At 66.7% G+C, this 26,991-nt stretch carries 21 protein-coding genes, 3 other RNA genes and 1 pseudogene; 12 read left to right on the top strand and 13 right to left on the bottom strand.

All coding sequences use genetic code 11. The annotated features are described in order from the left end of the window. Positions 1-305 precede the first annotated feature (305 nt). From ACCQ09_RS19220 to ACCQ09_RS19205, 4 genes are all read left to right on the top strand, one after another. The gene (locus tag ACCQ09_RS19220; RefSeq protein ID WP_040941906.1) at positions 306-1,046 is read left to right on the top strand and encodes an ABC transporter ATP-binding protein; all 741 of its coding nucleotides are present in this window, start codon (positions 306-308) and stop codon (positions 1,044-1,046) included. Next, positions 1,043-2,479, top strand: a complete 1,437-nt coding sequence (locus ACCQ09_RS19215; protein ID WP_040941905.1) for an ABC transporter permease — start codon at positions 1,043-1,045, stop codon at positions 2,477-2,479. Before ACCQ09_RS19220 ends, ACCQ09_RS19215 begins: the two co-directional genes overlap by 4 nt. Next, positions 2,479-3,747: a DUF3526 domain-containing protein gene (locus ACCQ09_RS19210; RefSeq protein WP_011038798.1), complete on the top strand. Its 1,269-nt coding sequence runs from the start codon at positions 2,479-2,481 to the stop codon at positions 3,745-3,747. The genes ACCQ09_RS19215 and ACCQ09_RS19210 overlap by 1 nt, the downstream gene beginning before the upstream one ends. 93 nt (positions 3,748-3,840) lie before the next feature. After that, on the top strand, positions 3,841-5,979 hold the full coding sequence (locus ACCQ09_RS19205; RefSeq protein ID WP_011038797.1) for a TonB-dependent siderophore receptor: 2,139 nt from the start codon (positions 3,841-3,843) through the stop codon (positions 5,977-5,979). Positions 5,980-6,147: 168 nt separating this feature from the next. Here ACCQ09_RS19205 and ACCQ09_RS19200 read toward each other — a convergent pair. From ACCQ09_RS19200 to ACCQ09_RS19180, 5 genes are all read right to left on the bottom strand, one after another. Next, positions 6,148-6,222: non-coding RNA, sX9 sRNA (locus ACCQ09_RS19200), on the bottom strand. 60 nt (positions 6,223-6,282) lie between these two features. Beyond that, positions 6,283-6,996 (bottom strand): DUF2894 domain-containing protein, encoded by a 714-nt coding sequence (locus ACCQ09_RS19195; protein ID WP_040941904.1) that lies wholly within the window; start codon positions 6,994-6,996, stop codon positions 6,283-6,285. After that, a complete protein-coding gene (locus ACCQ09_RS19190) occupies positions 6,993-7,637 on the bottom strand; it encodes an OmpA family protein (protein ID WP_040941903.1) in 645 nt (214 codons plus the stop codon). The genes ACCQ09_RS19195 and ACCQ09_RS19190 overlap by 4 nt, the downstream gene beginning before the upstream one ends. Continuing rightward, a complete protein-coding gene (locus tag ACCQ09_RS19185; protein ID WP_040941902.1) occupies positions 7,634-10,291 on the bottom strand; it encodes a DUF802 domain-containing protein in 2,658 nt (885 codons plus the stop codon). Before ACCQ09_RS19185 ends, ACCQ09_RS19190 begins: the two co-directional genes overlap by 4 nt. Before the next feature lie 10 nt (positions 10,292-10,301). After that, positions 10,302-11,036, bottom strand: a complete 735-nt coding sequence (locus ACCQ09_RS19180; RefSeq protein ID WP_011270032.1) for a DUF3348 domain-containing protein — start codon at positions 11,034-11,036, stop codon at positions 10,302-10,304. Positions 11,037-11,557: 521 nt separating this feature from the next. Between ACCQ09_RS19180 and paoC the strand changes: the two genes are divergently transcribed. The 4 genes from paoC (at position 11,558) to ACCQ09_RS19160 (ending at position 15,257) form a co-directional block, all read left to right on the top strand. Beyond that, entirely contained in the window at positions 11,558-13,771 is a 2,214-nt protein-coding gene (gene paoC / locus ACCQ09_RS19175; protein ID WP_040941901.1) for an aldehyde oxidoreductase molybdenum-binding subunit PaoC, read from the top strand. Between the two features lie 597 nt (positions 13,772-14,368). Then, on the top strand, positions 14,369-14,581 hold the full coding sequence (locus tag ACCQ09_RS19170; protein ID WP_011038791.1) for a hypothetical protein: 213 nt from the start codon (positions 14,369-14,371) through the stop codon (positions 14,579-14,581). Positions 14,582-14,857: 276 nt separating this feature from the next. After that, a complete protein-coding gene (locus tag ACCQ09_RS19165; RefSeq protein ID WP_228428361.1) occupies positions 14,858-15,121 on the top strand; it encodes a hypothetical protein in 264 nt (87 codons plus the stop codon). 61 nt (positions 15,122-15,182) lie between these two features. Further along, a non-coding RNA gene (locus ACCQ09_RS19160) (sX9 sRNA) lies at positions 15,183-15,257 on the top strand. Between the two features lie 372 nt (positions 15,258-15,629). Here ACCQ09_RS19160 and ACCQ09_RS19155 read toward each other — a convergent pair. Together ACCQ09_RS19155 and ACCQ09_RS19150 are read right to left on the bottom strand one after the other, a co-directional pair. After that, positions 15,630-15,857 (bottom strand): hypothetical protein, encoded by a 228-nt coding sequence (locus ACCQ09_RS19155; protein ID WP_012439383.1) that lies wholly within the window; start codon positions 15,855-15,857, stop codon positions 15,630-15,632. Positions 15,858-15,866: 9 nt separating this feature from the next. After that, positions 15,867-16,118 (bottom strand): YkgJ family cysteine cluster protein, encoded by a 252-nt coding sequence (locus ACCQ09_RS19150; protein WP_029217180.1) that lies wholly within the window; start codon positions 16,116-16,118, stop codon positions 15,867-15,869. A gap of 502 nt (positions 16,119-16,620) precedes the next feature. Between ACCQ09_RS19150 and ACCQ09_RS19145 the strand changes: the two genes are divergently transcribed. Beyond that, complete coding sequence (locus tag ACCQ09_RS19145; protein ID WP_011270031.1) at positions 16,621-16,788, top strand: hypothetical protein; 168 nt, start codon at positions 16,621-16,623, stop codon at positions 16,786-16,788. Positions 16,789-16,849: 61 nt separating this feature from the next. Continuing rightward, positions 16,850-16,923: non-coding RNA, sX9 sRNA (locus tag ACCQ09_RS19140), on the top strand. Positions 16,924-17,038: 115 nt separating this feature from the next. On the opposite strand, the gene ACCQ09_RS19135 is transcribed toward ACCQ09_RS19140, so the two are convergent. Next, complete coding sequence (locus tag ACCQ09_RS19135; protein ID WP_040941899.1) at positions 17,039-18,202, bottom strand: zinc-dependent alcohol dehydrogenase; 1,164 nt, start codon at positions 18,200-18,202, stop codon at positions 17,039-17,041. A 241-nt stretch (positions 18,203-18,443) separates the two neighbouring features. Here ACCQ09_RS19135 and ACCQ09_RS19130 point away from each other — a divergent pair. Both ACCQ09_RS19130 and ACCQ09_RS19125 read left to right on the top strand, forming a co-directional pair. Next, positions 18,444-19,078 (top strand): annotated as a pseudogene (locus ACCQ09_RS19130) (DUF4142 domain-containing protein). Between the two features lie 47 nt (positions 19,079-19,125). Beyond that, entirely contained in the window at positions 19,126-19,305 is a 180-nt protein-coding gene (locus tag ACCQ09_RS19125; RefSeq protein ID WP_012439379.1) for a DUF3606 domain-containing protein, read from the top strand. A 753-nt stretch (positions 19,306-20,058) separates the two neighbouring features. Here ACCQ09_RS19125 and ACCQ09_RS19120 read toward each other — a convergent pair. The 5 genes from ACCQ09_RS19120 to galE form a co-directional block, all read right to left on the bottom strand. Continuing rightward, positions 20,059-21,840 (bottom strand): ABC transporter ATP-binding protein, encoded by a 1,782-nt coding sequence (locus tag ACCQ09_RS19120; RefSeq protein ID WP_228428362.1) that lies wholly within the window; start codon positions 21,838-21,840, stop codon positions 20,059-20,061. Further along, entirely contained in the window at positions 21,837-22,988 is a 1,152-nt protein-coding gene (locus ACCQ09_RS19115; RefSeq protein ID WP_075286217.1) for a glycoside hydrolase family 1 protein, read from the bottom strand. The genes ACCQ09_RS19120 and ACCQ09_RS19115 overlap by 4 nt, the downstream gene beginning before the upstream one ends. Positions 22,989-23,081: 93 nt before the next feature. Next, positions 23,082-24,278, bottom strand: a complete 1,197-nt coding sequence (glf, locus tag ACCQ09_RS19110) for a UDP-galactopyranose mutase (RefSeq protein ID WP_227971940.1) — start codon at positions 24,276-24,278, stop codon at positions 23,082-23,084. Beyond that, entirely contained in the window at positions 24,266-25,450 is a 1,185-nt protein-coding gene (locus ACCQ09_RS19105) for a glycosyltransferase family 1 protein (protein WP_228428363.1), read from the bottom strand. Before ACCQ09_RS19105 ends, glf begins: the two co-directional genes overlap by 13 nt. Before the next feature lie 35 nt (positions 25,451-25,485). Continuing rightward, positions 25,486-26,637 (bottom strand): UDP-glucose 4-epimerase GalE, encoded by a 1,152-nt coding sequence (gene galE, locus ACCQ09_RS19100; protein ID WP_040941894.1) that lies wholly within the window; start codon positions 26,635-26,637, stop codon positions 25,486-25,488. Positions 26,638-26,991 lie beyond the last annotated feature (354 nt).

The following is a 26,991-nucleotide window of genomic DNA, read 5'->3' as shown; positions in this document are numbered from 1 at the left end:
CAGGGTCTCGTTGACGAATACGGTGTGGATGCAGCGATATTTCGTAACAGAATAACATTGCACTTCCTGGTGCTTCAGTGGTGCCGGCGGGCCAATGGACGTCGCTCCACAGCCAGCCGCGTCCGCTTTGCAGGTCGAATGCATGCAGATGGCGCGCGCCGAGCTCTTAAAAAGCGGTGTTCTGGAGCAACGCAAACAGCTGCATCACTGCGCCACCGGCGACGCATCAGGCGGCCACCGCCCGGCCACACGAGCGCCATCCGCAATGTGATAACGTATCAATTCATTTGTGATGACCGCTTGCCATGTCCTCTGCCGCGCCGCCTGTTTCCGCCATTTCCCTTGTCGACGTGCACGTGTCCTACCGCGGCCGCGCGGTATTGCAGGGGCTTAACCTTCAGGTGGCGCCGGGCAGTGTGTATGCGCTGCTGGGTGGCAACGGCGCGGGTAAGTCGTCCACGTTGTCGGCATTGTTGGGCTTTGTGCGGCCGGTGTCCGGGCAGTTGCAGGTGGATGGTGTGGACCCGGTGGCCAACCCCGGGCTGGCGCGGGCGCGCCTGGCGTATCTGCCGGAAAACGTGGCGCTCTACGAGCACCTCAGCGCGCTGGAAAATGCCGATTACCTGCTGGCGCTGGCCGGGCAGCGGCGTAGCCCGGAGGCGATTGGCACTGCGCTGGCCGCGGCCGGGCTGCAGCGCGAGGCATGGACGCAGCGCCTGGGTGGTTTTTCCAAGGGCATGCGGCAGAAGGTGGCGATCGCCGTGGCCACCTTGCGCGAGGTGCCGGTGCTGTTGCTCGACGAACCCACCTCCGGATTGGACCCGCGCGCCATCGGCGACTTCAACCAGCTGGTGAGCAGCGTGCGTGCGCGCGGCGGCGCGGTGCTGATGGTCACGCACGATCTGCTCGGTGCGGTGGACGTGGCCGACCGTATCGGCTTTCTGGAAAACGGGCGCATCGTCGATGAAGTCGGCGCCGGTGACAGCGGCTTCGACGTGCGCACCCTGCATGCGCGCTTTGCGCGGCCGCAGGACCGCGCCGCATGAGTGCTGTGCTGTGGGTGGCACGCGAAGAACTGCGCTACATGGCACGCAACCGGTCCGCGGCCATCGGCCTGGTGCTGCTGATGGCGTTGACGCTGGTGGCCGCGCTGACCGCCGCGCAGCATCAGCGCGAGGTTTCCGAGTTCCGCACGCGGCAGCAACAGGCCGCGCAGCAGGCGTTCGAAGCGCAGCCAGACCGGCACCCGCACCGCGTAGTGCATTACGGGCACTTCATCTATCGCCCGTTGCCGGCACTGGCGGCCTTCGATGCCGGCGTGGATGCCTTCACCGGCAACAGCATGTTTCTGGAAGGCCACCGCCAGAACACCGCCAATTTCGGCGACGTGCGGCAAAGCTCGTTGCTGGTGCGCTTCGGGCAACTCACGCCTGCGTTCGTGCTGCAGGTGCTGGCGCCGCTGCTGCTGGTGTTCCTGGGCTGCGGCGCAGTGGCGCGCGAACAGGAAACCGGCACCTTGCGCGTGGTGTTGCTGCAGGGCGCCACGCGGATGCAAGTACTGAGCGGAAAATATCTGGCCCTGACCGCAGTAGCGGCGGCCTGCCTGTTGCCGGCGCTGGTCGGCTTGGTGCCGGTGGCGGTGCTGCCGGGGCAGGGCATGCGGGTGGCGGTACTGGTGCTGTCGTATGCGGCGTATCTGCTGGCATGGTGCGCGCTGGTGCTGACGGTGTCGGTGCTATGCCGGCGTGGCCGCGACGCCTTGCTGGTGGCGCTGGCGCTGTGGGTCTGGCTGGCCCTGCTGGTACCGCGGGTGGCGCCGGATGTCGCCAATGCCGCGTATCGCCTGCCCATGCGGCTGGAAACGGACGTGGCGATCCAGCGCGATCTGCGCACGCTCGGCGACAGCCATAACCCCGATGACCCGCACTTTGCGCAGTTCAAGCAACAGGTGCTGGCGCAGTACGGCGTGCAGCGGGTGGAAGACCTGCCGGTGAACTACAAGGGCCTGCTGGCAGTGGAAGGCGAACGCCTGACCGCCAGCCTGTTCGAACGCTACGCGGCGCGCGATTCGGCGATCCAGCAGCAACAGAATCTGCTGGTGCGCGTGTTTGCGCTGCTCAGCCCCACGGTGGCCTTGCGCGCGGTCTCGATGACAGTGGCCGAGACCGATCTGCGCGCGCACGAACGTTTTCTCAGCCAGGCCGAGCGGTATCGCTATGGCCTGGTGCAGCAGCTCAATCAATTGCAGGCCGATGCGGTGAGCCTGGCCGACGATACCGCCAAGGATGCCGGTGCCGACCAGCGCAAGCGCATCGATGCCGCGCATTGGCACCGCATTCCCGTGTTTGCATTCGAGCCATCGGCCACGGCGCAGTTGCTGCACGCAGGGCGTGCCAGCCTTGCCTTGCTCGCCGGCTGGTTGCTGCTGTCGCTGTGCCTGGTCACGGTCGCCGCGCGGCGCATGGGAGTGGCACGCTGATGGCCGTGTGGCGCTACGAATGGCTATTGCTGCTGCGTGCACGCGCGGCGGTGGCAGGGCTGGCCTTGCTGGTGCTGCTGGGCGTGTGCAGCCTGGTTTCCGGGCACCACCTCATGCAGACACAGCGCCACAACATCGCACGCATCGCGGCCTTGCAGCAGGAAGACATCGCTGCGGTGCAGGCGTATGTGGCGCGCAGCAACGATGCCGGCAGCGCGGCCTATTACAGTTTCCATCCCACCTGGGATCCGCCTGCGCCACTGGCGTTTGCTGCGGTGGGCATGCGCGATGTGTCGCCGTACATCCTGCGCGTGCGTGCGCTGGGCCTGGAGGCGCAGATCCATGACGGTGACAGCTACAACCCCGAACTCGCGCTGGCTGGCCGCTTCGACTACGCATTCGTGGTGGTGTTTCTGTTGCCGCTGTTTGTCATTGCGTTGTTGTTCGACCTGCGCTCGGGTGAACACGCGGCCGGGCGCGCGCGCATGTTGGCAGCGTTGCCCGGATCCGGCACGGCGCTGCTGGCGCGGCGGGTGACGGTGCGTGCGCTGGCGGTGCTGCTGTGCCTGGCGTTGCCGTTTGCGGTGGCCGCCACGCTCAATGGCGTGCCGCTGGGCCAGCAACTGGCGGTGCAGGCGTTGACTTGCGCCTACCTGTTGTTCTGGGTGGTGGTGGCGGTGCTGGTGGGGCGGCTGCCATGGCGGCCGGCCGCGCATGCCACTGCGCTGGCCACGTGCTGGGTGGTGCTGGCGCTGGTGGCACCGGCGCTGGCGCATGTGGCGATCAACCAGGCGGTGCCGGTCAATCAAGGCGCCGAGATTGCGCGGCTGCAGCGCGAAGCGGTCAACCACGCCTGGGACATTCCGCGCCAGCACACCATGCAGGCGTTCTACGCGCGCCATCCGCAGTGGGCGGATTCGCCTCCGCTGACCGATGCATTCCACTACAAGTGGTATTTCGCCTTCCACGCCAACGGCGATGCGCAGGTGGCACCGCAGGTGAGCGCGTACCGGCAAGGCCTGCTCCGCCGCGAAGCGCTGGCGCAACGCGTAGCCGCGGTGTTGCCACCGGTGGCGCTGCAGGCCGCATTGACGCGTCTGGCCGGCACCGATCTGCAGGCGCAGCTGGCCTACCAGGACCGCATCCGCGACTACCACCGCGCACTGCGCACCTACTACTACGGGTTCCTGTTCCGCGATCGCGCGTTTACCGGAAACGACTTCGCACGCGCACCGCGCTTTGAAGCAATGGCAGACCCGGCGTCCTAGCGGCGCATTCCCGTATCACCGTTGCATCGATGTTTCGTGTGCCTTCATCGCGACAGCCGCCAACAGGCGGCTGTCTTTCAGGAGTCCTGCCCCGTGTCCAGTCTTCTTCCACGCCGCCACGTTGTCTCGGCGCTGCCGCTGCTTGGCGTGCTCGCCTGCGCCGCCGCGCCGGCCACTGCGGCCGAGCCACAGGCGCGCAGCCTGGACGCGGTGCAAGTACGCAGCGACTACGCACCGTACCGCGCACTGACGGTGACCGGCGCCACCAAGACCGAAGCACCGCTGCGCGATCTGCCGATCAGTGCACGCGTGCTCGACCACAGCTTGCTGGAGGATGCCGGCGTCACCGATCTGGCCGGCGCGCTGGACATGGCCAGCGGCATCACCAAGGCCAATAACCTGGGCGGGCTGTGGGACAGCTATTCGATCCGCGGGTTCACCGGCGACCCCAACTTCAGTTCCGACTACATGGTCAACGGCTTCAACGCCAGCCGCGGTTACAACGGCCTGCGCGATGGCGCCAACACGCAGAGCGTGGAAGTGATCAAGGGGCCAGCGTCTGCGTTGTACGGGCGCGGCGAGCCAGGTGGTGCGGTGAATATCGTCACCAAGAAACCCTTGTTCGATGCGCAGCACAGCGTGGACCTGTCTGCGGGGCGCTTTGACAGCTACCGCGCGGCGCTGGACAGCACCGGCCCGCTCAGCGAAACCGTGGCCTACCGCGTGAATCTCATGCACAAGGACCAGCACAGCTTTCGCGACACGGTCGATAGCGACGCCACGCTGCTGGCGCCGTCGCTGCTGTGGATGCCCACGCCCGACACTACGGTGTCCTACGAGCTGGAACTGCTGCGCATCCACACCCCGTTCGATCGCGGTGTGACCGCGATCGATGGCGATGCCAATCGCTTGCCGGCGTCGCGCTTTCTGGGCGAGCCGGGTGATGGCGACATCGATCTGCATTCCACCGGCCACCAGGTGTTCGCGGTGCATGGTTTGAATCAGACTTGGTCGTTGCAGGGCGGTGCCACGTATCGCGACAGTGGCATGCGCGGCTTTTCCACCGAGCCGTGGACGCTGCAGGCCGACGATCGCACGCTGCGGCGCGAGCGCCGCTACCGCGACTACCAGGGCCGCGACATCGCCGCGCGCGCCGAACTGCTGGGCACGCTCGGCAGCGGCAAGGTCGCCCATCACGTGTTGTTCGGCATCGATGGCAACCGCTTCAACGACAGTCGCTACCAGCTGCGCGCGCGCTCGGCGGCCACGCCCTACAGCATCGACGTGCTGGCACCGCGCTATGGCGTGGCGCAACCCGGGCGGTTGGCGCCGATCACCGATACCGACGAGCGACAACAGGTGTGGGGCGTCTATGCGCAGGACCAGATCGATCTGGGCGCGCGCTGGAAGGCCTTGCTCGGCGTGCGCTACGACCACTATCAGCAGGACATTGCCAACCGTCTGCGCGCAACCACGCAGCAAGCCTCCGACGGTGTCATCAGCCCGCGTGCCGGGCTCACCGTGCATCTGGACGACACGCTGTCGCTATACGCCAGTGCGGCGGCCGGGTTTCGGCCCAATAGCGGCGTGGGTGCCAACGGGCAAAGCTTCGCGCCCGAGAAGAGCCGCTCGCTGGAAACCGGCCTGAAATACGTGCAGCCCGGTGAGGGCCTGGAAGCGACGCTGGCGGTGTTTCGTATCGACAAGGAAAACGTGTTGAGCCTGGATCCGGCCGACACCAGTTTTTCGTTGCCGGTGGGGCAGATGCGTAGCGAAGGCGCAGAACTGGATCTGCTGGGCAGGCTCACTCCGCACCTGGCCGCCTCGGTGGGCCTGGCCTATACCGATTCGCAGGTGACCCGCAGCAGCGCCGCTGCAATGGGCACCGGGCTGGCGGAAGGGCGCCGCTTTCCGAACGTGCCACGCTTCAGCGGCAATGCCTTCGTCAACTACGCGCAACCGTTGAGCGGCACGCGCAGCGCCGCGGTGGGGGTGGGCGTGTCGCGCACCGGTGAGCGGCTGGGGTCGGTCGACAGCAACACCGGCTTCGTGTTGCCGGCCTACACGGTGTGGCGCCTGGTAGGCCATTACGACCTCAGCGAGCGTCTGCGGCTGTATGCAAAGGTGGAAAACCTCACCGACCGCCGCTACGCCGCGTTTTCATACAGCGAACAATGGGTGTATCCGGGCGCGCCGCGCACCTGGACGGTGGGCGCACGGCTGAGGTTCTGAGGTGCCTGCCCGTTCGTGTGCTGCGCGTTAGCCGTGCAGCACGCTGCGCCGTTGCCGCGGGCGCTGCACAGCACGCGAGACCGGATCGAAAGAGTGCCCCGAAGGCGATAGTGCGCGCGACGCGATGCCGACGTGCATCACGCGCATCGCATTCCTGCTGCTAAGCGCGGCTAACAAAACGTAGCGAGCAGTCGTCAAGTGGGTGCGGACGGCGCGGAGGCACCGGAGTGTACGTGGGTACGTGCCGATTCCGAGCACCGGCCGCGCCCGCCTGGCGGCTGCGCAGTCGGTTTGATCGCTGCTCTAAGCGCGTCGCTTCGGCGCCGCGCTACGGCTGCGTTTCTTGCCCGGCAGTGCCGGTGCCGGCGCTTCGGTGGCCAGTGCGCCGCCGTGCTGCAGCTGCTCCATCCACGACAAGGCATCGACGTAGGCGAGGAAGTGCTGCAGATAGCCGGGCGCCTGCGCGCGCATCAGGCTGATGCACCGATGCACCAGCACGCTGGAATTGAGCGGGCCGGCATCGGCGGGCGCGTCCTGCAGCGATTGCCGCACCTGGCTGGCGGTGCGCACCGTGGCCCAGGTGCGGCGGAAGTCGTCCAGCGCCGGCAACTCCGGGAATTGCGGAGCATGCGCGGCATTGCCGGTGCTGCTGTCGCTGAGCAGTGCGGTGTGGCCGGCCATTTGCGTGAGCAGCGCGCTCAGTGCCTGGCGTGCGGAGACCGGTGCAGGCGCAGGTGCGGCGCTGCGCTTGTTGCGCGCGCGCGATTTGGGCGCGGCCGGTGGTTGTGCCGGCGCGGGTACGGGCACGGAGACCGGCGCCGGCTGCAGCGCCTGTGCATAGGCCGTCACCAACGCGGCGAGCTTGTCTTCCAGCACCTGACGCACGGCCGGCGGCTGCGTGGTGGCACGTGCCTGCAAGGTCTGCATCAGATGGAAGCGCACCGGGTCGCGCTGGTCGGCGCCTTGCGCGCGCCACTGTTCCAGCTGCGCCTGGGTGGATGACGCGGTGCGGCTCATCGTGGTGCGGCAGCGGCAGCCGACGGGCGCGGAATCGGCGCGATCTCCACACGGCGGTTCTTGGCGCGCCGCGTTTCGTCGGCATTGGAATCCACCGGCTGTTGCGAGCCGAAAGCGGCTGCGAACACCGAAGAGGCGGGCACGCCTTCGGCGATCAGCGCACGGGTGACGGTGAGCGCACGTTGCGCGGACAGTTCCCAGTTGTCGGCATAGCGACGGTTGCTGTCCAGCACCGGGCGGTCGTCGGTGAAGCCGCTGATCATCAGGATCTCTTCGCGCGACACCAGGTACTCGGAAAGTGGCGCGGCCAGGCTCTTCAACACCTCGCGGCCTTCCGGCTGCAGCTGGTCGGAATTGAGCGCAAACAGCACGCTGCCGCGGATGCCGATGCGGCCGTTGACCAGGGTGACGCGGCCGGCGGCCAGCGGTGCAGCGAGTGCCTGTTCCAGCGTCTTGCGGCGCTGCGCTTCGGCCTGGCGTTGCTTGACCTCGTCGTCCAGGCGGCTGGACAGCTGCAACTGCACGCCGATCACGCCGACCAGGATCAGCACGAACGCGCCCAGCAGCACCGACATCAGGTCGCCGAACGCGGCCCAGATCGGTGCGGCGGATTCGCCATCGAGGTCGATCTCATCGCTCATGCCGGCTGCGCTCCATTGGCGTCAACGCGGCGGTCATCGAGCAGGCGCAGTTCTTCGATGATCTGCTTCTGCGAGAGCATGCTCAGGTCCACCACTTCGCGCGCCTGCGCCACGTAATACGCCAGCTGATCGTCGCTGCGCGCCTGCGCGGCATCCAGTGCGCCGGCGATGTGCTGCAGGCGGTCGTTGAGCTCGCCGGTGGAGGTGCTGAACAACTGCACCGCGTGCCCGAACGCGTCGCCCAGGCTGGCCACTTCCACCGCGCTGCCGGTGACCTGTGCAGCCACCGCTTCGAGTTTGCTGGTCTCGGTGCCGATCTGTTCGGTGAGCTGGCTGCCCACACGCTGCAGCAGATCGGCCGAGGTGCTGACCAATGCGTCGACGGCGACGCGTTGTTCGGTGGAAGCGTGATTGACCGCGTTGAGCAAGGTGTCCAGCGTGGCGAGCAGGCGGCTGCGCTCTTCCAGCATCGCGGTGTCGCGCACCATGCTTTCGGAGAGGTTCTGGCGCAGCTCGGCCACCACGTCGGCAGCGGCCTTGGGGGCTTCGGCGGCGATCTGCATCAGGCGCGACACTTCGGCAATGGTGGCGCTGGCCTGTGCCTGTGCCTGCGTGGAAAGCTCGCTGGCGGTGGCGGCCAGGGTGTCGCAGATGGCCTGTTGTTGCTGCGCCACCTGCTGGCCGGTGTGTTCCCATTGCGCGCTCAGGCGCGTGCTCATCGCGGTGAAGCGCTCGCTCCACAGCGCCAGGCGGGTGTCGTCGCGTGCTTCCAGTGCGGCCTGCAAGTCAACATGCGCCTGCTGCAGGGTGCCGATCAACGCGGCGGCGTGCGCCTCGCTGCTGGCGTTGGCTGCGCTCAGTGCGCCCTGGTGCTGAGCGGCCAGCTCCGCGCTGGCCTGCTGTTGCTGCGCCAGCGCGGCATTCCAGGCATCGGCGGTCTGGCTGCTGGACTGTTCCAGGCGCGCGGACACCGCATCCACCAACGCTTCGGAGCGGGCTTCAAACGTGCTGGCGAAGTGTGTCAGCGTGGTGTGCAGTGCATCGGTCAGGCTCTGGTTGGCGCGTTGCTGCTCGCTCGCTGCCGCCGTCCAGGTTTGCGCGGCAGTGGCGGTGCTGGCAGCGAAGCCGGTGCTCAGCCCATCGAGCTGTTGCTGCACCGCCTGGCCCACGCCGTCCTGCAGCGTGGTGCTGTGCTCGGCAATCTGCTCCAGCGTGCGCTGCAATTGCGCGCTGAGCGCCTGGGTGGACTGCTGGTGTTCGGCCAGCACCGCGGCCCAGCCTGCGGCCGCCGCGGCGGTGCTGTGCGCAACGCCATCGTTGAGCGCAGCCAGTTGCTGCTGCACCGCCTGGCCAAGGTTGTCCTGCAGTGCGGTGGTCTGCGTGGCGAGTTGTGCGAGGGTGCTCTGCAGTTGTTGTGTGAGCGCCTGCTGGGCCTGTTCCTGCGCGGTGAGCGCGGCCTGCCAGTTGGCAGCGGCAGCGCTGGTGCTGCGTTCGAATCCGTCTGTCAGCACGCCCAGCTGCTGCTGCACGGCCTGGCCCACGCTGTCTTGCAGGGCGGTGGTCTGCTGCGCCATCTGTGCGAGCGCATGCTGCAGCTGTTCGGTCCGCGCCTGCTGCGCACGTTCCTGCGCGGTCATCGCCGTGCTCCAGTGCGCGCTGGCGGCACTGGCACTGTGCGCAAAGCCGGTGCTGATGCCTTCCAGCTGCTGCTGCACCGCGTCGCTGATGCGCGCATGCAGGGCGGTGGTTTCCTGTGCGATGCCGGCCATGGTGGCGGCCATCGCCGGCTGCAATGCATCGCCCACTGCGCGGGCGCTGTCGGCCACACCGGCCTGCAATGACTGCTGCAGGGACTCGGCCAGGCGCAGGTAGGCAGCTTCGGTGCGCGCGTGGAAGTCGGCCTGCTGCGCGGTGAGCCGTGCATCGGCGGCGCTGCTGTGCTGTTCGATGCTGGCCATCAATGCCTGCAGGCGGTCGATCAGGGCCGGCATCAGCGCGCTTTGTTGCTGCTGCAGCTTGAAGGTCTCGCCGCGCTGGTGCGCGTCCGAATACGGGTGCAACGCGGTGGCGATCTTCAGGTCGAGCTGTTGCACGGCCTGCAGGCGCTCACGCCGGCACAGCGCCGACAGCAGCCCGAGCATGGCCGAGGTGGCAACGCCGGCGATGGAGGTGCCGAACGCGAATGCCAGGCCTTCGACCGGTGCCGCCAGCGAGCCGCGGATAGCCTGCAGGTCAGTGGCGCTCTGCAGCGCAAAACCGGTGCCCTTGAGCGTGGCCATCATGCCAAGCAGGGTGCCGAGCATGCCCAGCAGCACCAGCATGCCAACCAGATACGGCGTGAGCACCGGCGCCGGCAGCGCCACGCGTTCACCCTGGATGCGCAGGCGCACGGCGTTGCGCAGCCCGGCGGGCACGGTCTGCAGCCAGTCGGCCAACGCAGCGGGTGCGCTGCTCACACCTTCGAGCGCCTGCTCCAGCGCGATGGTGGCCTGGCGGTAGTGGTACAGCTCCCGCGCACCGGCGATGTAGCACGCCCCGATGACCGCGGCGACCAATGCGCCGAGCGGGTTGGAGCCGAGGTAACCGATGCCGACCCAGCACACCGCCAGCAGGCCAACAAGAAACACGAAAACGGACACGAGAGTTCTGAACATGACGTCCCAATTAGCGGGTGCGAAGCGCTGCAAGCAGGCCTTCGATAGGGTGAAAACGAACTTCCAGTTCGGCGAGCAACACGCTCTGCAAATCGTTGCGGAACACGTCCAGCCAGGCATCCGAGCCGGGGCGTGCTGGCGCGGTGTCGGTGTCCTGCGCGGGGTGGTGGGCCGCGCGCAGGCGTTCGAAATGGGTGCCGAGCAGGGTGGGCACGGTGGCCAGCAGGCTCTGCTCGCGCGGGCTGAGGGTGAGTTCCATCACCGCGTCCACTTCGGCCAGGCGCGCCATCTCGCCGTTGCCCGATTGCGCCAGCATGTCGCGCAGCCGGCCGCGCAAATCGCCGGTGGTGCTGCGCATGCCGCGCTGCATGGCCAGGTAGTGCTGCCGGAACGGTGCGTAGTCGGCCAGTGGTGCGGGGGCGCCTGCGGCCGCGGCGGCGCGGGCCTCGCTGCGCAGCCGGGTGAGCAGCGTGTCCAGCTCGGTCACGCAACTGGTGGCCAGGGTGGCGCGCAGGCGCGCGCAGTCGTCGGCACCGATGGCGTTCACCTCGGGCAGCGTTTCGGCGTCGGGCAGCTTGCCGTCCAGTGCCTTGGACACGGCAACGGCGCGCGTCCAGTCGATCCACTGGCTCAGCCGATCGGCCAGCGCGTGGTTGGACTGCGCGACGTGGACGTCAGTGAGGCGAGCGAGCAGGCGAATGAACGCCGGGCCCGAGAGGGGCGCCCGTGGAGGAGCTTTCGCCATTCTTCCGGTCAAAGACCGCGCATTTTACACGGGAATGACAGCCGCTCCCTTTGCCTGGGCGGGCGGGCGCTGCGGCGGGCGGTGGCGTTCATGGAGGGGGAATCGGGAATGGGGAATGGGGAATCGGGAATCGGGAATCGGGAATGGGGAATGGGGAATGGGGAATGGGGATTCATCGGGGCGCGGGGAGATCGCGGGGAGATGGGAGGGGATGGGCTTTCCTCCAGGCGGCTGCTTGGCCATGCAAGCTTTGCCGGTCGCAGCGCGGGCAATGTCTGTGGGGAGAGGCAGCCATTGCCCGCAGCCCTTGCATCCCGCCGATTCATGAAGCCTGTTCATGACCCCATGCCGGGAAATGGGCTCCGGGCGGCGCCTGCGTTTGCTACAAACGGGTAGGCATTGGCGGCTGTCCGAGCCGCCGCGTGCGCCGGCTGATTCAGGCCGATCTGGCAGTGCCAGGCCCTCGCCAGCGCCCAGGCGCGGCGGCGCGCAACCCGTCCGTCCCCCTCAGGAGCACCCACATGAAGTTCGATACCCCCGCAGGCACCACGCCCGCCGACCAGCTCAAAGTGCTGGGCCAGCCGGTCGACCGCGTGGATGGGCCGCTCAAGGTGACCGGGCAGGCCCGCTACGCCTATGAATGGCACGACCAGCCCGGGCAGATGGCCTACGGCTACATTCTCGGCGCGGCGATCGGCAAGGGGCGCATCACCGCACTGGACACTGCCGCCGCACTCGCCGCGCCCGGGGTGATCGCGGTGCTTACCCACCAGAACGTGCCCGCGCTGGGCACCGGCGACTTCTCTGTGCAGCGTTTTCTGGCCGCGCCGCAGGTGGACCACTACCACCAGCCGGTGGCGGTGGTGGTGGCTGAGACGTTCGAACAGGCCCGCGCCGGTGCGGCGCTGGTGCGGGTGCGCTACGCGCGTGAGCGCGGCCACCACGACCTGGCGGCCCAGCAGGCCAGTGCCCCGGTGGCGCCACAGGCGCCGTTCGGCGGGCCGCCACAGACCGCCCAGGGCGACTTCGCCGCCGCCTATGCCGCCGCGCCGTTCACCGTGGATGCCACCTTTCGCACGCCCGACCAGGCGCACGCGATGCTGGAGCCGCACGCCACCATCGCGCGCTGGGAAGGCGAGCAGCTGATCTGCCACACCGCGATCCAGCAGATGAACTGGGGCACGCGCGACCTGGGCAAGGCGCTGGGCATGCCCAAGGAGCGCATCCGGCTGCTGTCGCCGTTCATCGGCGGCGGCTTCGGTGGCAAGGGCACCGCACAGGCGGATCTGGTGCTGGCGGCGCTGGCCGCGCGCATCACCCGGCGGCCGGTCAAGCTGGCCCTGCAGCGCCCGCTGATGTTCAACAGCACCATCCACCGGCCGGCGACCATCCAGCGCCTGCGGCTGGGCGCCGGCGCCGACGGGCGGCTCACCGCGATCGGCCATGAAAGCTGGTCCGGCAATCTGCGCGGCGGCCGCAGCGAGCCCACCCCCTTGTCCACGCGCTCGCTCTACGCCGGCGCCAACCGCATGACCGCGGTGCGGCTGGCGGTGTTGGACCTGGCCGAAGGCAATGCCATGCGCGCGCCCGGCGAGGCGCCGGGGATGATGGCGCTGGAGGTGGCCATGGACGAACTGGCCGAACGCGTGGGCATGGACCCGGTGCAGCTGCGCATCGTCAACGACACCCAGGTGGACCCGGAACAGCCGCAGCGGCCGTTCTCCACGCGGCCCTTCATCGCGTGCCTGCGCAGCGGCGCGCAGCGCTTCGGCTGGTCGCGGCGCAACCCCACGCCGGCCAGCGTGCGCGACGGCCGTTGGTTGATCGGCATGGGCATGGCTGCGGCCATTCGCGGCGCGCCGATCTCCAAGGCCGCTGCGCGTGCGCGGCTGGACCGCAGCGGCACGCTGACCATCGAAACCGACATGACCGACATCGGCACCGGCAGCTACACCATCGTGGCGCAAACCGCGGCCGAGCTGCTCGGCTTGCCGCTGCACCAGGTGGTGGTGCGGCTGGGCGATTCCAGCTTTCCGGAAACGCCCGGTTCCGGCGGGCAGCAAGGTGCCGCCTCGGTGACCGCCGGCGTGTATGCCGCCTGCATGCAGCTGCGCAAGACGGTGGCGCAGCGCCTGGGCATGCCGGTGGACCAGGCCCGCTTTGCCGATGGCCAGGTGCACGCCGGCACGCGTTCCATTGCGCTGGCGCAGGCGGCCGCCGGCGGCGAGCTGGTGGCCGAAGACGCGATGGAGTTCGGTACGCTCAAACAGCAGTACGCGCAGCAAACCTTTGGCGCGCATTTCGCGGAGGTTGCGGTGGATGCCGATACCGGCGAAATCCGCGTGCGCCGGCTGCTTGCGGTGTGCGCGGCCGGGCGCATCCTCAACCCCAAGACCGCACGCAGCCAGGTAATCGGCGGCATGGTGATGGGCGTGGGTGCGGCGTTGATGGAAGACATGGTGGTGGACACGCGGCTGGGCTTTTTCGTCAATCACGACCTGGCCGGTTACGAGGTGCCGGTGCATGCGGATATTCCGCATCTGGAGGCGCATTTCATCGACGAGGTGGACCCGACCATGTCGCCGTTGAAAGCCAAAGGCGTGGGCGAACTGGGGCTCACCGGCGTGGCGCCGGCGCTGGCGAATGCGGTCTACAACGCCACCGGCATCCGCGTGCGCGACTACCCGATTACGCTGGACAAGCTGCTGGCGCAGTTGCCGCGACGGGCGGGATGAGTGGTGGTTGCGCGTGGTGTGCTGCGGCAATGCGCAGTGAGCTGATTGCGTCGTGATCTGGGTCGGTCACAGGTGTTGCCGGAGTTGTCTTGCGACGAAGACGGCGCAAGATGCAGTCCTGGTACAGCGGCCTGACCGGGGTTTAGATGTGCTGCATTTGTGTGGGCAAGTGTGGTGCTCGCCAACGCACTTGAAGCGGCAAATTCGTTCATTCCAAACGCAGATGCGTGGCCAGGCGGTTCGAGAGTAGAGCCGTAGCTTGGGAAGCTGCAGCGCACATGGCGAGTGCTCGCACTACGAGCAGATGCGAGCGTGCCTGCTAGGCATGCAACTGGTTCCACAGTTGAGTGCGCCTGCAGCGTCAACAATGCATTTGGATAATGCGGATGGACATGCGCTGCTGCGGATGTGTCCTCCGTTTCAAAAAGCGCTGCAGAATCGCGGTGTTGGCGGCCGCAGACACACTGTTTCAGGCCACGCGACGCCAGCAATTTAACCAATTCAGGTTCGCCGCCGCTGTCGCCTGGTGGACCCGGTTTTGTAAGGTGAACGGGTATAAGCTGCGGGCCGGGGACATTCCCCAACGAGGTAAACACAATGGACCGCTCTGACATGCAAGTGTCCGATCTGCTGGTCTTGGAGCTGCAAGGGTTCCACGACGCCTATGGCAGTGGACCGGACTTCTGGGACGCTTATCAACGCATCATGACCACCGCCGCACAGGCCGGTGGCGACGTCATCGCGCTGGCCAACGAAATGGCTGCGCTGGCACAAGGTCTCGGCGCGGTCGGCCGCGCGCAGCTGTTGTAATCCGCTGAGCGCGCATGGCGCTATGGCGTAGCGCCATGCGCGCTGCCGCTACACGGCTCACTCCACGCTGCCGCAGTGTTCACGCTCTGCCTGCGGCGCCTGCTTCTAGACTCCATGCAATCGATGGCACGCGCTGGTGGAAACACGAGCACTGCCAGTCGGGGCGTCGTCTGGCAACCGTGCAGTGCACCGTTGCCATTGCATGCGTCCGTTTGCGCAGCGCGCCGCCCCAACCCGCTGGATGCGACCAGTCCCGCCATGTTGAGGAGTACGGTCGTGAATGAAGAAGAAGGGTGCGTGCGTCTGCAGCTGGTGGGCGGCCCGCAGGATGGGCAGACGCTGCAGGCCGATTCGGCGCCGGAATTGTTGATCCCCGAGGGGTATCAGATTTCACCGTGGCCCGGCGGCGAGTTCGGCATCCACTGGCGGCACGAACTCAATCTGGCCTGCCCACATGATTCGATGCCCGAAGGCGACGTGCATGACGCGCTGGGCGTGCACTGGCGGCGGTATCTGGTGCTGCGGCGGCAGGAGGACTAAGAGCAGCTATCAACACGACTGCGCAGCCGCCAGGCGGGCGCGGCCGGTGCTCGGAATCGGCATGTACCCCCGTACACTCCGGTTCCTCCGCGCCGTCCGCACCCACCTGACGACTGCTCGCTACGTTTTGTTAGCCGCTCCAAGCGGGCAGGGCGCTGTTCGACCCGGCATTCCGCAGCGCAAGCGTTCGATTGCTGCAGCCGTTGTCGTTGAGGTTTCGCTTGGTCATTGCGCGACTGTTTGCCCGCAATGCGCTTGATGACGTTGAGCTGCTCTACCTGCCCTGGTCGTGCCAAGTGCAGCGGATTTCCCGCTGGCCGGCTCGTCTAGCAGAAACGGCACAGCCTGCAGCGATGATCAACGTTTGATGTTGGTGACAGGCGCCGTGCGCGGCAGTGGTGCGGCGCAGGCAGCAGATGCATCGGTAGGCACAGCGACTGCTCGCCTCAACCGCAAAGCGCATACGGCACGACAGCGGCGCCTGGCCGGCTGTCGTCTTGCGGCGTGCTTATTCCGTGTCCGCGTCCGCGGCGGCCTTGGCGGGCGCAGCTGCTGCAGCCGGGGTCTCCGGCGCGCCACGCTTCTTTTCACGGCGCAGCGGCGTGTCGCCCAGGCGCTCGATCGCACCGCCGGACTTCTGGAATTCTTCCAGATCGGCGGCCAGGCGCTGTTCGGACAAACGCGGCTTGCCCGGCTGGTTGCTGACGGTCATCGACTGGCGGCGGGAATTATTCATCGCAAATCCTCATGCGTTGTAGAGCGTCAAGGGAATGCCCCGCCGGCGTTGATCGTCGTAGGTGGCACGCACGTCGCGGCAATACGGCCCGGACATGACGAAGCGACGGCAGATCGCCGGGCGCGTTTCGTAGATGGAGCAACACATGCGCGCGGCATCAATGGCCACGCACCAGCCTTCCTCGTCGCGCGCCATCACGTGCCAACCTTCCGGTGTCACGCTGGTCAGATGGTGTGGGATGCGGTCGGTTGGATCGACCAGGACGGTGAGCCGGCAACAGACGGCGTCGCAGCGTTCGCAGAGATTCTTGATGGAAAAGGCCAGAAAGATGAGGAGGCGACACCGGACTCCGGCCGCCCTTGCACCATACACCCTGGGCGTATCCGGGTGTGAACCGTACCCGGGCGGCAGCTGTATCAGACACGTTAGGCCGCGCATTGGCGTGGATGTAGATGGCACTGTGGCTGATCGCTTTGGGTGCCGATCGAAAGATGCAGCACTCAACAGCGTCCTGTGTCTGCATGCTCCGCATGCAGTGCGCCGGCCAGGGTCCCGATGTCGATCTGCATCGTGCGAGCAAGGCCAGCTGCGTCCATCGCCTCGTACCGAGAGTGCGGCGATGCCAAGCGCCACGCTCCAGCCAATCGGCAACGCGTTGTGTTTGTGCAGCACATGCGAAGGCGGTTTTCACTGCCATCGGCGATGCACGGCCGTAGCGTGTGCGAGTACGCGGGTCTGTCTACCCGCCCTGCAGGAGAACCCCATGAGTACATCCCATTCGACCCCGTCCACGCACGCCGCCAACACGCAGCACGAGCAGGCGCACGAGGAGGAAAAAAAGCAGGACGAACGCCAGGACGAAGCGGTGGAAGAAACTTTCCCGGCCAGCGATCCGGTCTCGCCGTTCGTACCGGCCAAGGCGCCGGACTAAGCGCCGCTATCCAAACGACCGCGCAGCAGCCAGGCGGGCGCGGCCGGTGCTCGGAATCGGCAGGTACCCCCGTACACGCCGGTTCCTCCGCGCCCTCGCACCCACCTGAAGACTGCGCGCTACGTTTTGTTGGTAGCTCTAAAGCAGTCCACGCGCGCTGTACGCGTCACTCAGCATCAAGTGCAGGAACGACAACGGCGCGGCCCTCGGGGACCGCGCCGTTGTCGTTCCTGCAGGATGCGTGTGCCGATCAGGGCGTCAACACCACCTTGCGGCAATCGTCCTGCTTCTTGTCGAACACCTCGTAGCCACGCGCGGCCTCGGCCAGCGGCAACCGGTGCGAGATGATGGCGCTGGGCTTGAGCTCGCCATTGCCGATGCGCTCCAGCAGGTAGGGCATGTGCTTCTGCACGTGGGTCTGGCCCATCTTGAAGGTGAGCCCCTTGTCGAACGCATCGCCAAACATGAAGGCATGGATGAAACCGGCATACACGCCGGGCACGCTCACCGTGCCGCAGCGGCGGGTGGCGGCGATGCACTGGCGCAACGCCACGCCGCTGCTGCCTTCCAGCTTCAAGGTGGTCAACGCGGTTTCCAGCGCACTGCCTTCGGCTTCGAACCCCACTGCCTCGATGCTGGCATCCACGCCGCGGCCATCGGTCTGCGAGACGATGATGTCGGCCGGGTCGTCGATCTCGTCGAAGTTGATCGGGATGACACCGTAGGTGCGCGATGCGAAGTCCAGCCGGTAGGCGTGGCGGTCGACCATGAACACCCGTTCGGCGCCCAGCATGCGGCAGCACGCCGCGGCCATCAGGCCGACCGGGCCAGCGCCGAAGATGGCCACGGTGGACCTCTGCTTGACGCCTGCGTCCACCACCGCCTGGTAGCCGGTGGGCAGGATGTCGGAGAGGAACAACACCTGCCCATCGTGCAGGGCATCGGGCACCACCAGCGGGCCGACGTTGGCCTTGGGTACGCGCACGTATTCCGCCTGCCCACCAGACAAACCGCCATAAAGATGGCTGAAGCCAAACAATGCCGCAGGCGGGCGCATGTCTTTGTGGTTGAGCGCCGCACCCTTGCCGGTGTTGGTAGTTTCGCAGGCCGAAAATTCCTGCAGCAGGCAGTGGAAGCACTGGCCGCACGCCACCACGAACGGAATCACCACACGGTCGCCCGGACGCACTGCGGTGACATCCGGGCCCACCTCTTCCACGATACCCATGAACTCGTGGCCGAGAATATCGCCAGGGCGCAGGTCGGGAATCTTGCCGTGATACAGGTGCAGGTCCGAGCCGCAGATCGCGGTGGCGGTCACCCGCAGGATCAGGTCGTCGCGTTCCACCAGCAACGGGTCGGGTACCGTTTCAACCCGCACATCGCGCGAGCCGTGATAGTTGAGGGCGAGCATGCAGTTCTCCGTGAGCGCCGGCGGTCAGCGGCGAAGCACGCAGTGTTGATGGGGCGGCGTTAAAAACCTCAGCACGGCGCGTGCGTGTGATGTGGACGCGCACGCGCAGCGACGCGGTGTTGATGCGCAGGTCACGCGTGGCTAACCCCGCCGCTCGCAGGCTGGATCGACTCGCACGGTGGCTGTAAGCAGCTCGCGCCGCTGGCCATCTTCGACAATCCACACTCTCCAGGAGACCGCAATGGGAAGCATCTTGAAGCTCGTGACCGCCGGCGCTGTGGGCGTCATCGCCTACAAGGCCTGGCAGCGCCGCCAGGGGTTGGCGACTGATACGCAGCAGGGCGATACGCAGCAGGACGGCAGCACGCCGCCGCACGGCGACCCGTTGCGCGGTGCCCTGCAGAATGACGCCCAGCGCGATACGCAACACGGGGCAGGCGGTCGCGCGCAGGCGCTCGGTGCGTTGTCGGTCTTCCACGAGCAGGAGCGCACCCTGGCGCAGCTGGCCGTCACCAAGGGCGTGGTGGGCGAGGTGCTGGAGTTCGCCCGCAAGATGGACCAGGCGCACAGCGCCGCCCTCACCGACCTCAGCCGCTTCGGGCCGGATCGCAGCAGTGCGCAGGCCAAGTCCACGCTTGCCCAGTTCGAAACCGGTCGCAAGCGTCTGGACGGATTGCATGCACAGGAGTTCGAGCGCGAATACCTGCAGGCATCGGTGATCAGTCATGAAAGGCGCTCGCCGTGCTGGACGCGCAGGTCAGCAGCGAGCCGGGCTCCAGCGACCTGGGCAAGGAGCTCAAGCGCGAGCGCGACATGATTGCCGAACACCTGGAGCATGCGCGCGGGCTCAAGGCCAAGCGCACGCAGACGCATTGATCTGACCACCAGCGCACCTGGCAGACATACGCCAACGGAATACGCCAATGAGCACAGCAGACGCAAACCGCAAACCCACCGACATGGAACACGTGAGCATCAGCGAGGAATGGGAGCTGCAGTATTGGGCCCGCGAACTGGGGATGTCTGAAGACGATCTGCGGGCTGCGGTTGAGGAGGTCGGCAACGTCACCACCAAGCTGCGGGATTATCGGCCGCCGCATTGAGGTAGCCTGATACCTGACCGCAGGCTGCGCCTAGCCGAACTGTAGGTGTGTGTGACCGGGTGCCTGCTGAGTTGATCAGTAGTGGAAGTGATGGGAAGCAAGGGCGGCCACGGTCGCCCTTGTTCTTTTCGCGTAGGCAGATCGCATTCGAGGGCATCGATTGCATCCAGATCACTGCACGTGCGTAGGTACCACAAGCTACGAAGGTGCTTGTTTCCCCTTTTACATCCTCGTGTTCGTTCGACCACCAAAGTCATGAGAGATTGCCGCATACCGGCACTCGCCCTGTGCTTGGCTGCGTGACGATTTGCTGCGCTGTTGTGATTCTGATGGTGGCTTAGCGTGGTGTCGTCAGATACCTGGACCGACCCAAAGCGCAGGCAGCGCGCCCCGTAGCTGGCAGCTGCGCGCATTAAATCGCGGAAGCTCTGTCCGAGCCGACGCGGCATCAATTCTTCATGGCCCCCTCGTCGCTCAGTCCCCTGGTGGGCTACGAGCAGCACTCGCTGATGTTTGAGTAGCTGCCCGAAGGCGGAGATGGCAGGGCAACGTTTCGCATTCGCATCCTGCCTGTGCCGCCTCGTCTTAACTGAGGCCGCTTCGTCTCGCTGAGTGATCCAACTGTGTCTGCGTGTACCGAGCGCCACGCCCCGGAAGTAGGCTTGCGCTGCTGCCACGTTTCTCAAAAACGCAGGTCTACTTCAAGCCCCGCAAAGCTCAGCAACGCAATCCTGCGCGCAGCCATACCGCCCCTCACGCATCCTCCGCCACCGGCTGTTCGAAGCCCGCCGCCTGGCGTTGCCATAGGCTGTCGAACACGCCGCCGCGTCCGCGTAGTTCGGCCGGGCTGCCGTCTTCGACGATGCGCCCGTCCTGCAGCACCACGATGCGGTCGAAGCCGATCACCGTGGACAAGCGGTGGGCCACCGCCAGCACCGTGCGGCCGCGCATCAGGTGGTCCAGTGCGGACTGGATCTCTGCCTCGGATTCGGTGTCCAGCGCGGAGGTGGCTTCGTCCAGGATCAGGATCGGCGCATCCTTGAGGAACGCACGCGCAATGCCCAGGCGTTGCCGCTGGCCGCCCGACAGCATCACGCCGCGCTCGCCAACCAGCGTGTTGTAGCCCTGCGGCAGGTCGCGGATGAAGCCATCGCAGAAGGCGTGCCGTGCCGCGGTGTGGACCTCGGCATCGCTGGCTTCCGGGCGGCCGTAGCGGATGTTGTCGGCGATGCTGCGGTTGAATAGCGCGGTTTCCTGCGGCACCACGGCAATGCGGTCGCGCAGACTGTTCTGGCTCACGCTGCGGATGTCCTGGCCGTCGATCAACACGCGGCCCGATTCCACATCGTCCAGCCGCTGGATCAAGGCGATCAGCGTGGACTTGCCGGCGCCGGATGGGCCAACGATGCCCACCTTCTGCCCGGCAGGAATGTGCAGGTCCAGTGCCTCGATCACCGCAGGGCGGTCCGGGTAGGCAAAGCGCACGCCTTCAAAACGCACGTCGCCTTCGGCCAGCGCCAGTGGTGCATCGGCATCGGGCAGGGCGTGCGGCTGCAGGATGATCTGCAAGGTATCGGCGATGGCGCCCAGCTGCTGCGTGGTGTCGACCAGGGTCAATGCCAGGTCGCGCGAGCCGTGCAGGATGCGGAACGTCAAGGCGCTGACCAGCACCACATCGCCGGCACTCACCGCGCCGCCGCGCCAGGCGCTGATCGCCCAGATCAGCATGCCGCCCGCCATGATCGACAGGCAGATGTCGTGGATGACGCGGGCCTTTTCCACATACATCCAGCTGCGCCGGTGCGCGACCGCCTCGTGGCCGATTTCCTGCGCCAGGCGTGCGCTCTCGCGGTCGCGTGCAGCAAAGGCCTTGATCGTCCACACGTTGGACACCGCATCCACCAGCTCGCCGCCCACGCGTGCGGCCTGCGCGGCAAAGCGCTGGTGCTTGGCACGGCCGCGGATGCCGAAGCCGGTGATGATCGCGGCCACCACCGCCACAAACCCAATCAAGGTGGCGGCCATGCGCCAGTCCACGGTGAACAACACCATGATGGCGCCGATGAAGTCGACGATGGGCGGCAGGATCTTCCACGCCAGGCCGCCATAGATCTGCCCGGCCGCGGTGCCCAAGGCGGTGATGCGGTTGCCCAGCGCACCGGCAAAATGCTCGGTGAAATAGCGCATCGGGTGGCCGGTGAGATGGCGGAATAGGTCCACCCGGATATCCACTACGCTGGCCACCACGGTGCGGCAGCCCAGCCAGCCACCCAGCCGCCAGAACAGGTTTTCCACCGCAATCAACCCGATGAACAGGCCCAGCGGCGTCCACACATCGGCCTGGATGCGCTGATCGGTGGACATGGCATCCACCAGCAGCTTCATGCCGTACTGCACCGCGACCGCGCAGCCGGCGGCGCCAATGATCAACACCAGCAGCCCACCGAAGTGCCACGGACGTTGGCAGATGTAGTGCCACAGAAAACGTGCCGGCCTGGCCGGCAGCAACTCCGATTGCGCAGCGGCGGTACTCATGTGGCGATGTCGTCCAGGGCAAACTGTGGTGCGGAGAACCCGAAGCGCACCTGTTCGTGGCGCAGCTGCGCGGCCAGTTGGGCATGCACCTCGCGCTCGCCGGCCGCATCGGCGTAGCCGAGCAGGCCGGTGGGGCAGTGACGGTTGTTCTCCCAACCGGGGTAGTCGAGCACCGGATACAGGCACAGCCCTTCCATCGCCACACCGCGCTGCAGCGCCAGCGCCACTTCGCCGCCCACGTGATCGAGCCAGCGGGCGCGGTGGTCGCCTTCGGCGCCGGTTTCTGCCACCACGATCGGGCGCTGATAGCGCTGCCAGATCTCGCCAAGCATCTCCGAGAACGGGCGGTAGTCAGGCGAATCTGCCGCGATGGTGGCCCCGCCCAGATACCACTGATTGTTGGAGTAGTAGTTCACGCCAATCATGTCCAGATACTGCGGCGCGCCGCCCAGGCCCGGCCATTGCGTGCCGCACAGCATGTCCCAGGCTTCGAACTGCGCCTGCCGCAGACGTTCGGCTTCGCGCCGTGGCCCGGGGCGGTCGTTGGACGCGGCCACATGGATCGCCGGGTCCACCTGCACGAAGCGCGCGCGCGGCTCCACGCTGCGCACCGCCTCGATCGCGGCGATGCTCGCGCGCACCAGTTGGTGCTTGAGCTCGAAGCCACGCCCGCGCGCCAGTGGATGCATGCGGCCCTGATCGCCACCGGCCCAGGCCCAGTACGAAATCTCGTTGAGCGGTGCGTACACCGGCACCGCGTCGGTTTCGTTCTTGACGCACTGCGCCACCGCGGCGCTGAAACGCGCAAAGCGCTCTACGAATTGCGGGCGCCAGATATCCACGTCATCCGGCCACCCGTAATGGCACAGGTCCCAGATCACCTGGGTGCCGGTGGCCTGCGCGGCATGCAGCATCGGCAGGAAACTGGACCAATCGTAATGGCCGGGCCGCTGCTCGATCAGATGCCAGCGCAGCCCGTCGCGTACGGTGCGCAAGCCATGCGCGGCCACCGCGCGGTAGTCGTTGGCCGCCCAGCGGTCGTGCCGGGTGCCGGCAATCAGATCGAGCCGGCGGCCATCGCGGCGGCGATGGGTCGAGCACTCGAAACCGGCCATGAAAAAACTGTCGAACACTGTGGGGGTATGCATCTCACATCCTGCTGCACGACGCGCGCCGGAGCCACGTCGCATCGTCAAACCAGTGGCTGGCAGCACATGGCTGCCGGCTAGCGCGGTCATGCCTCATGCGGCGAGTTCGGCGCGGCGCTTGTGCTCGGCATCTTCGATGCGCTTGTACAAGGCCAGCGCCTGCCCCACCACCTGGTCCATGTTGTAGTACTTGTAGGTGCCCAGCCGCCCAAGGAAGGTGACGTTAGGCGTTTCCGCGGCAAGCCGCTCGTAACGCCGGTACAGCTCGGCGTTTTCCGCACGCGGAATAGGGTAGTACGGGTCGCCCTCGGCAGACGGATACTCGTGGGTGATGCTGGTCTTGGGGTGCTGCTGGCCGGTGAGGTGCTTGTACTCGGTGATGCGGGTGTAGGCGACCTCCTCGGCGGGGTAGTTAACCGTGGCCACTGCCTGAAACTGCTCCTGATCCACGGTGCTGTGTTCGAACTTCAACGAGCGATACGGCAGCTTGCCGTAGCAATAGTCGAAGTACTCGTCGATGGGCCCGCAGTACACCAGCTGGTGGTAGTCGAGCTCGTCGCGGATCTCGCGGTAGTCGGTGTTGAGCATGACCTTGATGTTGGGGTGGTCGAGCATGCGTTCGAACATGCGCGTGTAGCCGTGCAGTGGCATCTGCTGGAAGGTGTCGGTGAAGTAGCGGTCGTCGTCGTTGGTGCGGGTGGGCACGCGCGAGGTCACCGACTTGTCCAGCTGCGAGGGATCCAGCCCCCACTGCTTGCGCGTATAGCCACGGAAGAAGGTCTCGTACAGTTCGCGGCCCACCTGGTTGATCACCACGTCTTCGCTGGTACGGATCTCGGCCACCGGTTCGGCGCGGCTGGCCAGGAAGGCGGCGGCTTCTTCTTCGGTGCGCAGCTGCAGGCCGTAGAGTGCGTTCAAGGTGGTCATGTTGATCGGGATCGGTACCTGCTGCTCGCCCACCTGCGCCAGCACGCGGTGTTCGTACGGCCGCCACTCGGTGAAGTTGGACAGGTAGTCCACGATGCGCTGCGCATTGGTGTGGAAGATGTGCGGCCCATAGCGATGGATCAGCACGCCCGCATCGTCGTGGAAGTCGTAGGCGTTGCCGCCGATGTGCGGGCGGCGGTCGACCACCAGCACGCGCTTGCCCAGGCCGGCGGCCAGGCGTTCGGCCAGCACGCTGCCGGCAAAGCCGGCGCCGACAATCAGGTAATCGAAACCACGCCGGCGGCTGCCGCCGCTGCGCTCGGTGGCCAGCGGTGCGCCGCCGGAAGCCTTCAGGGTGTCCATGTGATCTTCTCCTTCATCAAATCGTAGGTGTGATCCCAGGACATATCTCCCAGCACCGCGTCGGCGCGTTCCAGCAGCTGGTCGCGGTTGGCGCTGTCCTGCAACGCGGCCTCGCAGGCGGCGATGAATGCAGATGGGGTCTCGGCGATGTGCACTACATCGGTATCGCCGTAGGTGCGCACTACATCGTGGATGGGCGTGGACACCACCGGGCAGCCGCCCGCCAGGTATTCGGGCGTCTTGGTCGGGCTGATGTAGCGCGTGGAGGCATTCAAGGCGAACGGCATCAATGCCACGTCCCAGCCGGAGAGATAGCCGGGGAGTTCGTCGTAGGTCTTGCCGCCCAGGTAGTGGATGTTGTTGGCGCGCGGCAGCTCGGCCGGGTCGATCTTGACCACCGGGCCGATCATCACGAACTGCCACTGCGGGCGCCGCGCGGCGATCTCACCCAGCAACGCCACATCGAAACGCTCGTCGATCACGCCGTAGAAGCCCAGGCGCGGGTGCGGGATGTCGGCCTGATCCGGTGGGTCGTCCTGCGCAGTGCGCGCAGCGGCGAAATGCGCCACGTCTACGCTGCTCGGGAACGGGTGCGCATTGGCGTGCAGGGCGCGCTTGGCTTCCCAGATGCTGTAGCCGCCGGTGAACACCACATCGGCGCGCTGCAACAGCTCGCGTTCGCGCTGCACCAGCTCCGGCGGCGCGCCACGGAAGGCGGATAACTCGTCCATGCAGTCGTAGACCACCGTGCGTGCCTGCAGGTGATCGCTGAAGCGCAGGCTCATCGGCGTGTAGTACCACAGCACCAGATCGCGCACGCCCAGCTCGGCCAGGTAGCCGTCCAGCAACTGGCGCTGCACCTGCGTGGCGGCGTCGCCGTCGCAGCCGGTCGGCAGCCGCGGCACCAGTACCTGCACGCCGCCTTCTTCGCCACGCACCTGCAGCCAGGGCTCGGGCTCGTCGCAGGCGATGGGTTCTTCCCAGAACAGCAGGTTGGCGTCTTGCGCAAAGCGCGACATCAGATGTTGCGGGCGCTGGTAGACAAAACTCCAGCGCAGGTGCGACAGGCACAGCAGGGTCGGGCGTGTGGCATCGAACTGCGGTGTGGTCGCCGATGGCACGGCACGGCGGCTCTTGCCGATGTCGTATTGAAAGTGTCCAGCCCAACTCATGCAAGGTCCTCGATCGGGGGAAGGGGAATGGCGCCTCAGGCGCCGGAATGCCCGTGTGCGGGCAGCAAGGCACGTGCGGGCTCGTGACGGCGGCGGCCATCGCTGCCGGGCAGCAGCTTGCGCAGCGGCGCCACGCGTTCGCCCATCGGCGCGGTGGCGCGTGGGCGCACCAGGCGCGATTGCGCATAGCCTTCCGGATGCAGCGACTGCCAGCGCCAGGTATCGGCACACATGCGCTCCAGGTCGTACTGCGCCTTCCAGCCGAGCAGGCGATTGGCCAGCGCGGTGCTGGCGTAATACACCGCCACGTCGCCATCGCGGCGCGGGGCAAACTGCAGCGGAATGCGCCGCCCGCTGGCCCGCTCGAATGCGGCGGCAACTTCGAGCACGCTGTGGCCCCGGCCGGTGCCCAGGTTGACCACCAGCCCCTGGCGCTCGTGGTGCAGATACTCGATGGCATCCACATGCGCGCGCGCCAGATCCATCACGTGCAGATAGTCGCGCACGCCGGTGCCGTCAGGGGTGGGGTAGTCGTCGCCGAACACCTGCAGCGCATCGCGGCGGCCCACTGCCACCTGGGCGATGTACGGCATCAGATTGTTCGGCACGCCACGCGGATCTTCGCCAAGATATCCGCTGGGATGCGCGCCCACCGGGTTGAAGTAGCGCAGCAGCGCGGCGTTGAATTGCGGCCAGGCCGCGCTCAGGTCGCCGATCATTTCTTCCATCATCAGCTTGGTGCGCCCGTACGGGTTGATCGCCTTCAACGGCGCGTGTTCCTCGATCGGGCTGGTGTTCTCGTCGCCGTACACGGTGGCGGACGAACTGAACACCAGGTTGGCCACCCCCGCAGTGCGCATCGCGCGCAGCAGCGCCAGCGTGCCGGTGACATTGTTGTTGAAGTAGCGCAGCGGCTCGCGCACCGATTCACCCACCGCCTTGAGCGCGGCGAAGTGGATCACCGCCTCGATCCGCTCGCGCTGCATCAGCTCGGCGAGCTCGGGCGCACGCACGTCCATGCAATGAAATGCCGGGCGCGCGCCAATCAGATGGGCCAGGTGGTCGAGCACGCGCTCGGATGAATTACTCAGATTGTCGACGATGCAGATCTCATGCCCACGCCGCGCCAATTCAACGCAAGTGTGGGAGCCGATGTAGCCGGTACCGCCGGTGACCAGGATTCTCATTGCTGTGGGCCTTGTGGGGGCGCGGGCGCGCGAGCTAGCCAGTGGCGCGTGCTGCGCCGGATCGCACGTCCGGGTGCGCATGTGTGATGGCCCTGATTCCCAAGGCGCACTGCTTCACCGCCGCGTGGTGCCTGCGGCAAGAAGTGGAAACGCGGAAGAGGTCATGCATCACGATCCAGTGGTGTCTACGGTATGGATCGCGCCGTTAGAAGAAACGCAACAGCAAGTATGCGCAGCGCGAGTGCGGCCTTGACCGGAAAATCACGCACGGACGTGGCTGCCAGATGCAGTGTCTGATGTGCGCGCATCTGCAGTGATGCTCAAACAAAAACGCCACTCGAGTGAGTGGCGTTG

It is taken from the genome of Xanthomonas sp. NCPPB 2586, assembly GCF_041475775.2.
Lineage (GTDB): Bacteria > Pseudomonadota > Gammaproteobacteria > Xanthomonadales > Xanthomonadaceae > Xanthomonas > Xanthomonas campestris.
This window is presented reverse-complemented; position numbering and strand designations above follow the sequence as displayed.

Bases quoted from the DNA above. Each gene is read 5' to 3' on its own strand.
- ACCQ09_RS19220 (WP_040941906.1), top strand. From the start codon at position 306: ATGTCCTCTGCCGCGCCGCCTGTTTCCGCCATTTCCCTTGTCGACGTG.
- ACCQ09_RS19115 (WP_075286217.1), bottom strand. From the start codon at position 22,988: ATGCATACCCCCACAGTGTTCGACAGTTTTTTCATGGCCGGTTTCGAG.
- ACCQ09_RS19195 (WP_040941904.1), bottom strand. From the start codon at position 6,996: ATGAGCCGCACCGCGTCATCCACCCAGGCGCAGCTGGAACAGTGGCGC.
- ACCQ09_RS19185 (WP_040941902.1), bottom strand. From the start codon at position 10,291: ATGTTCAGAACTCTCGTGTCCGTTTTCGTGTTTCTTGTTGGCCTGCTG.
- ACCQ09_RS19135 (WP_040941899.1), bottom strand. From the start codon at position 18,202: ATGCTCGCCCTCAACTATCACGGCTCGCGCGATGTGCGGGTTGAAACG.
- galE (WP_040941894.1), bottom strand. From the start codon at position 26,637: ATGAGAATCCTGGTCACCGGCGGTACCGGCTACATCGGCTCCCACACT.
- ACCQ09_RS19190 (WP_040941903.1), bottom strand. From the start codon at position 7,637: ATGAGCGATGAGATCGACCTCGATGGCGAATCCGCCGCACCGATCTGG.
- ACCQ09_RS19215 (WP_040941905.1), top strand. From the start codon at position 1,043: ATGAGTGCTGTGCTGTGGGTGGCACGCGAAGAACTGCGCTACATGGCA.
- ACCQ09_RS19170 (WP_011038791.1), top strand. From the start codon at position 14,369: ATGGACCGCTCTGACATGCAAGTGTCCGATCTGCTGGTCTTGGAGCTG.
- ACCQ09_RS19180 (WP_011270032.1), bottom strand. From the start codon at position 11,036: ATGGCGAAAGCTCCTCCACGGGCGCCCCTCTCGGGCCCGGCGTTCATT.
- ACCQ09_RS19155 (WP_012439383.1), bottom strand. From the start codon at position 15,857: ATGAATAATTCCCGCCGCCAGTCGATGACCGTCAGCAACCAGCCGGGC.
- ACCQ09_RS19120 (WP_228428362.1), bottom strand. From the start codon at position 21,840: ATGAGTACCGCCGCTGCGCAATCGGAGTTGCTGCCGGCCAGGCCGGCA.
- paoC (WP_040941901.1), top strand. From the start codon at position 11,558: ATGAAGTTCGATACCCCCGCAGGCACCACGCCCGCCGACCAGCTCAAA.
- ACCQ09_RS19210 (WP_011038798.1), top strand. From the start codon at position 2,479: ATGGCCGTGTGGCGCTACGAATGGCTATTGCTGCTGCGTGCACGCGCG.
- ACCQ09_RS19125 (WP_012439379.1), top strand. From the start codon at position 19,126: ATGAGCACAGCAGACGCAAACCGCAAACCCACCGACATGGAACACGTG.
- glf (WP_227971940.1), bottom strand. From the start codon at position 24,278: ATGGACACCCTGAAGGCTTCCGGCGGCGCACCGCTGGCCACCGAGCGC.
- ACCQ09_RS19105 (WP_228428363.1), bottom strand. From the start codon at position 25,450: ATGAGTTGGGCTGGACACTTTCAATACGACATCGGCAAGAGCCGCCGT.
- ACCQ09_RS19145 (WP_011270031.1), top strand. From the start codon at position 16,621: ATGAGTACATCCCATTCGACCCCGTCCACGCACGCCGCCAACACGCAG.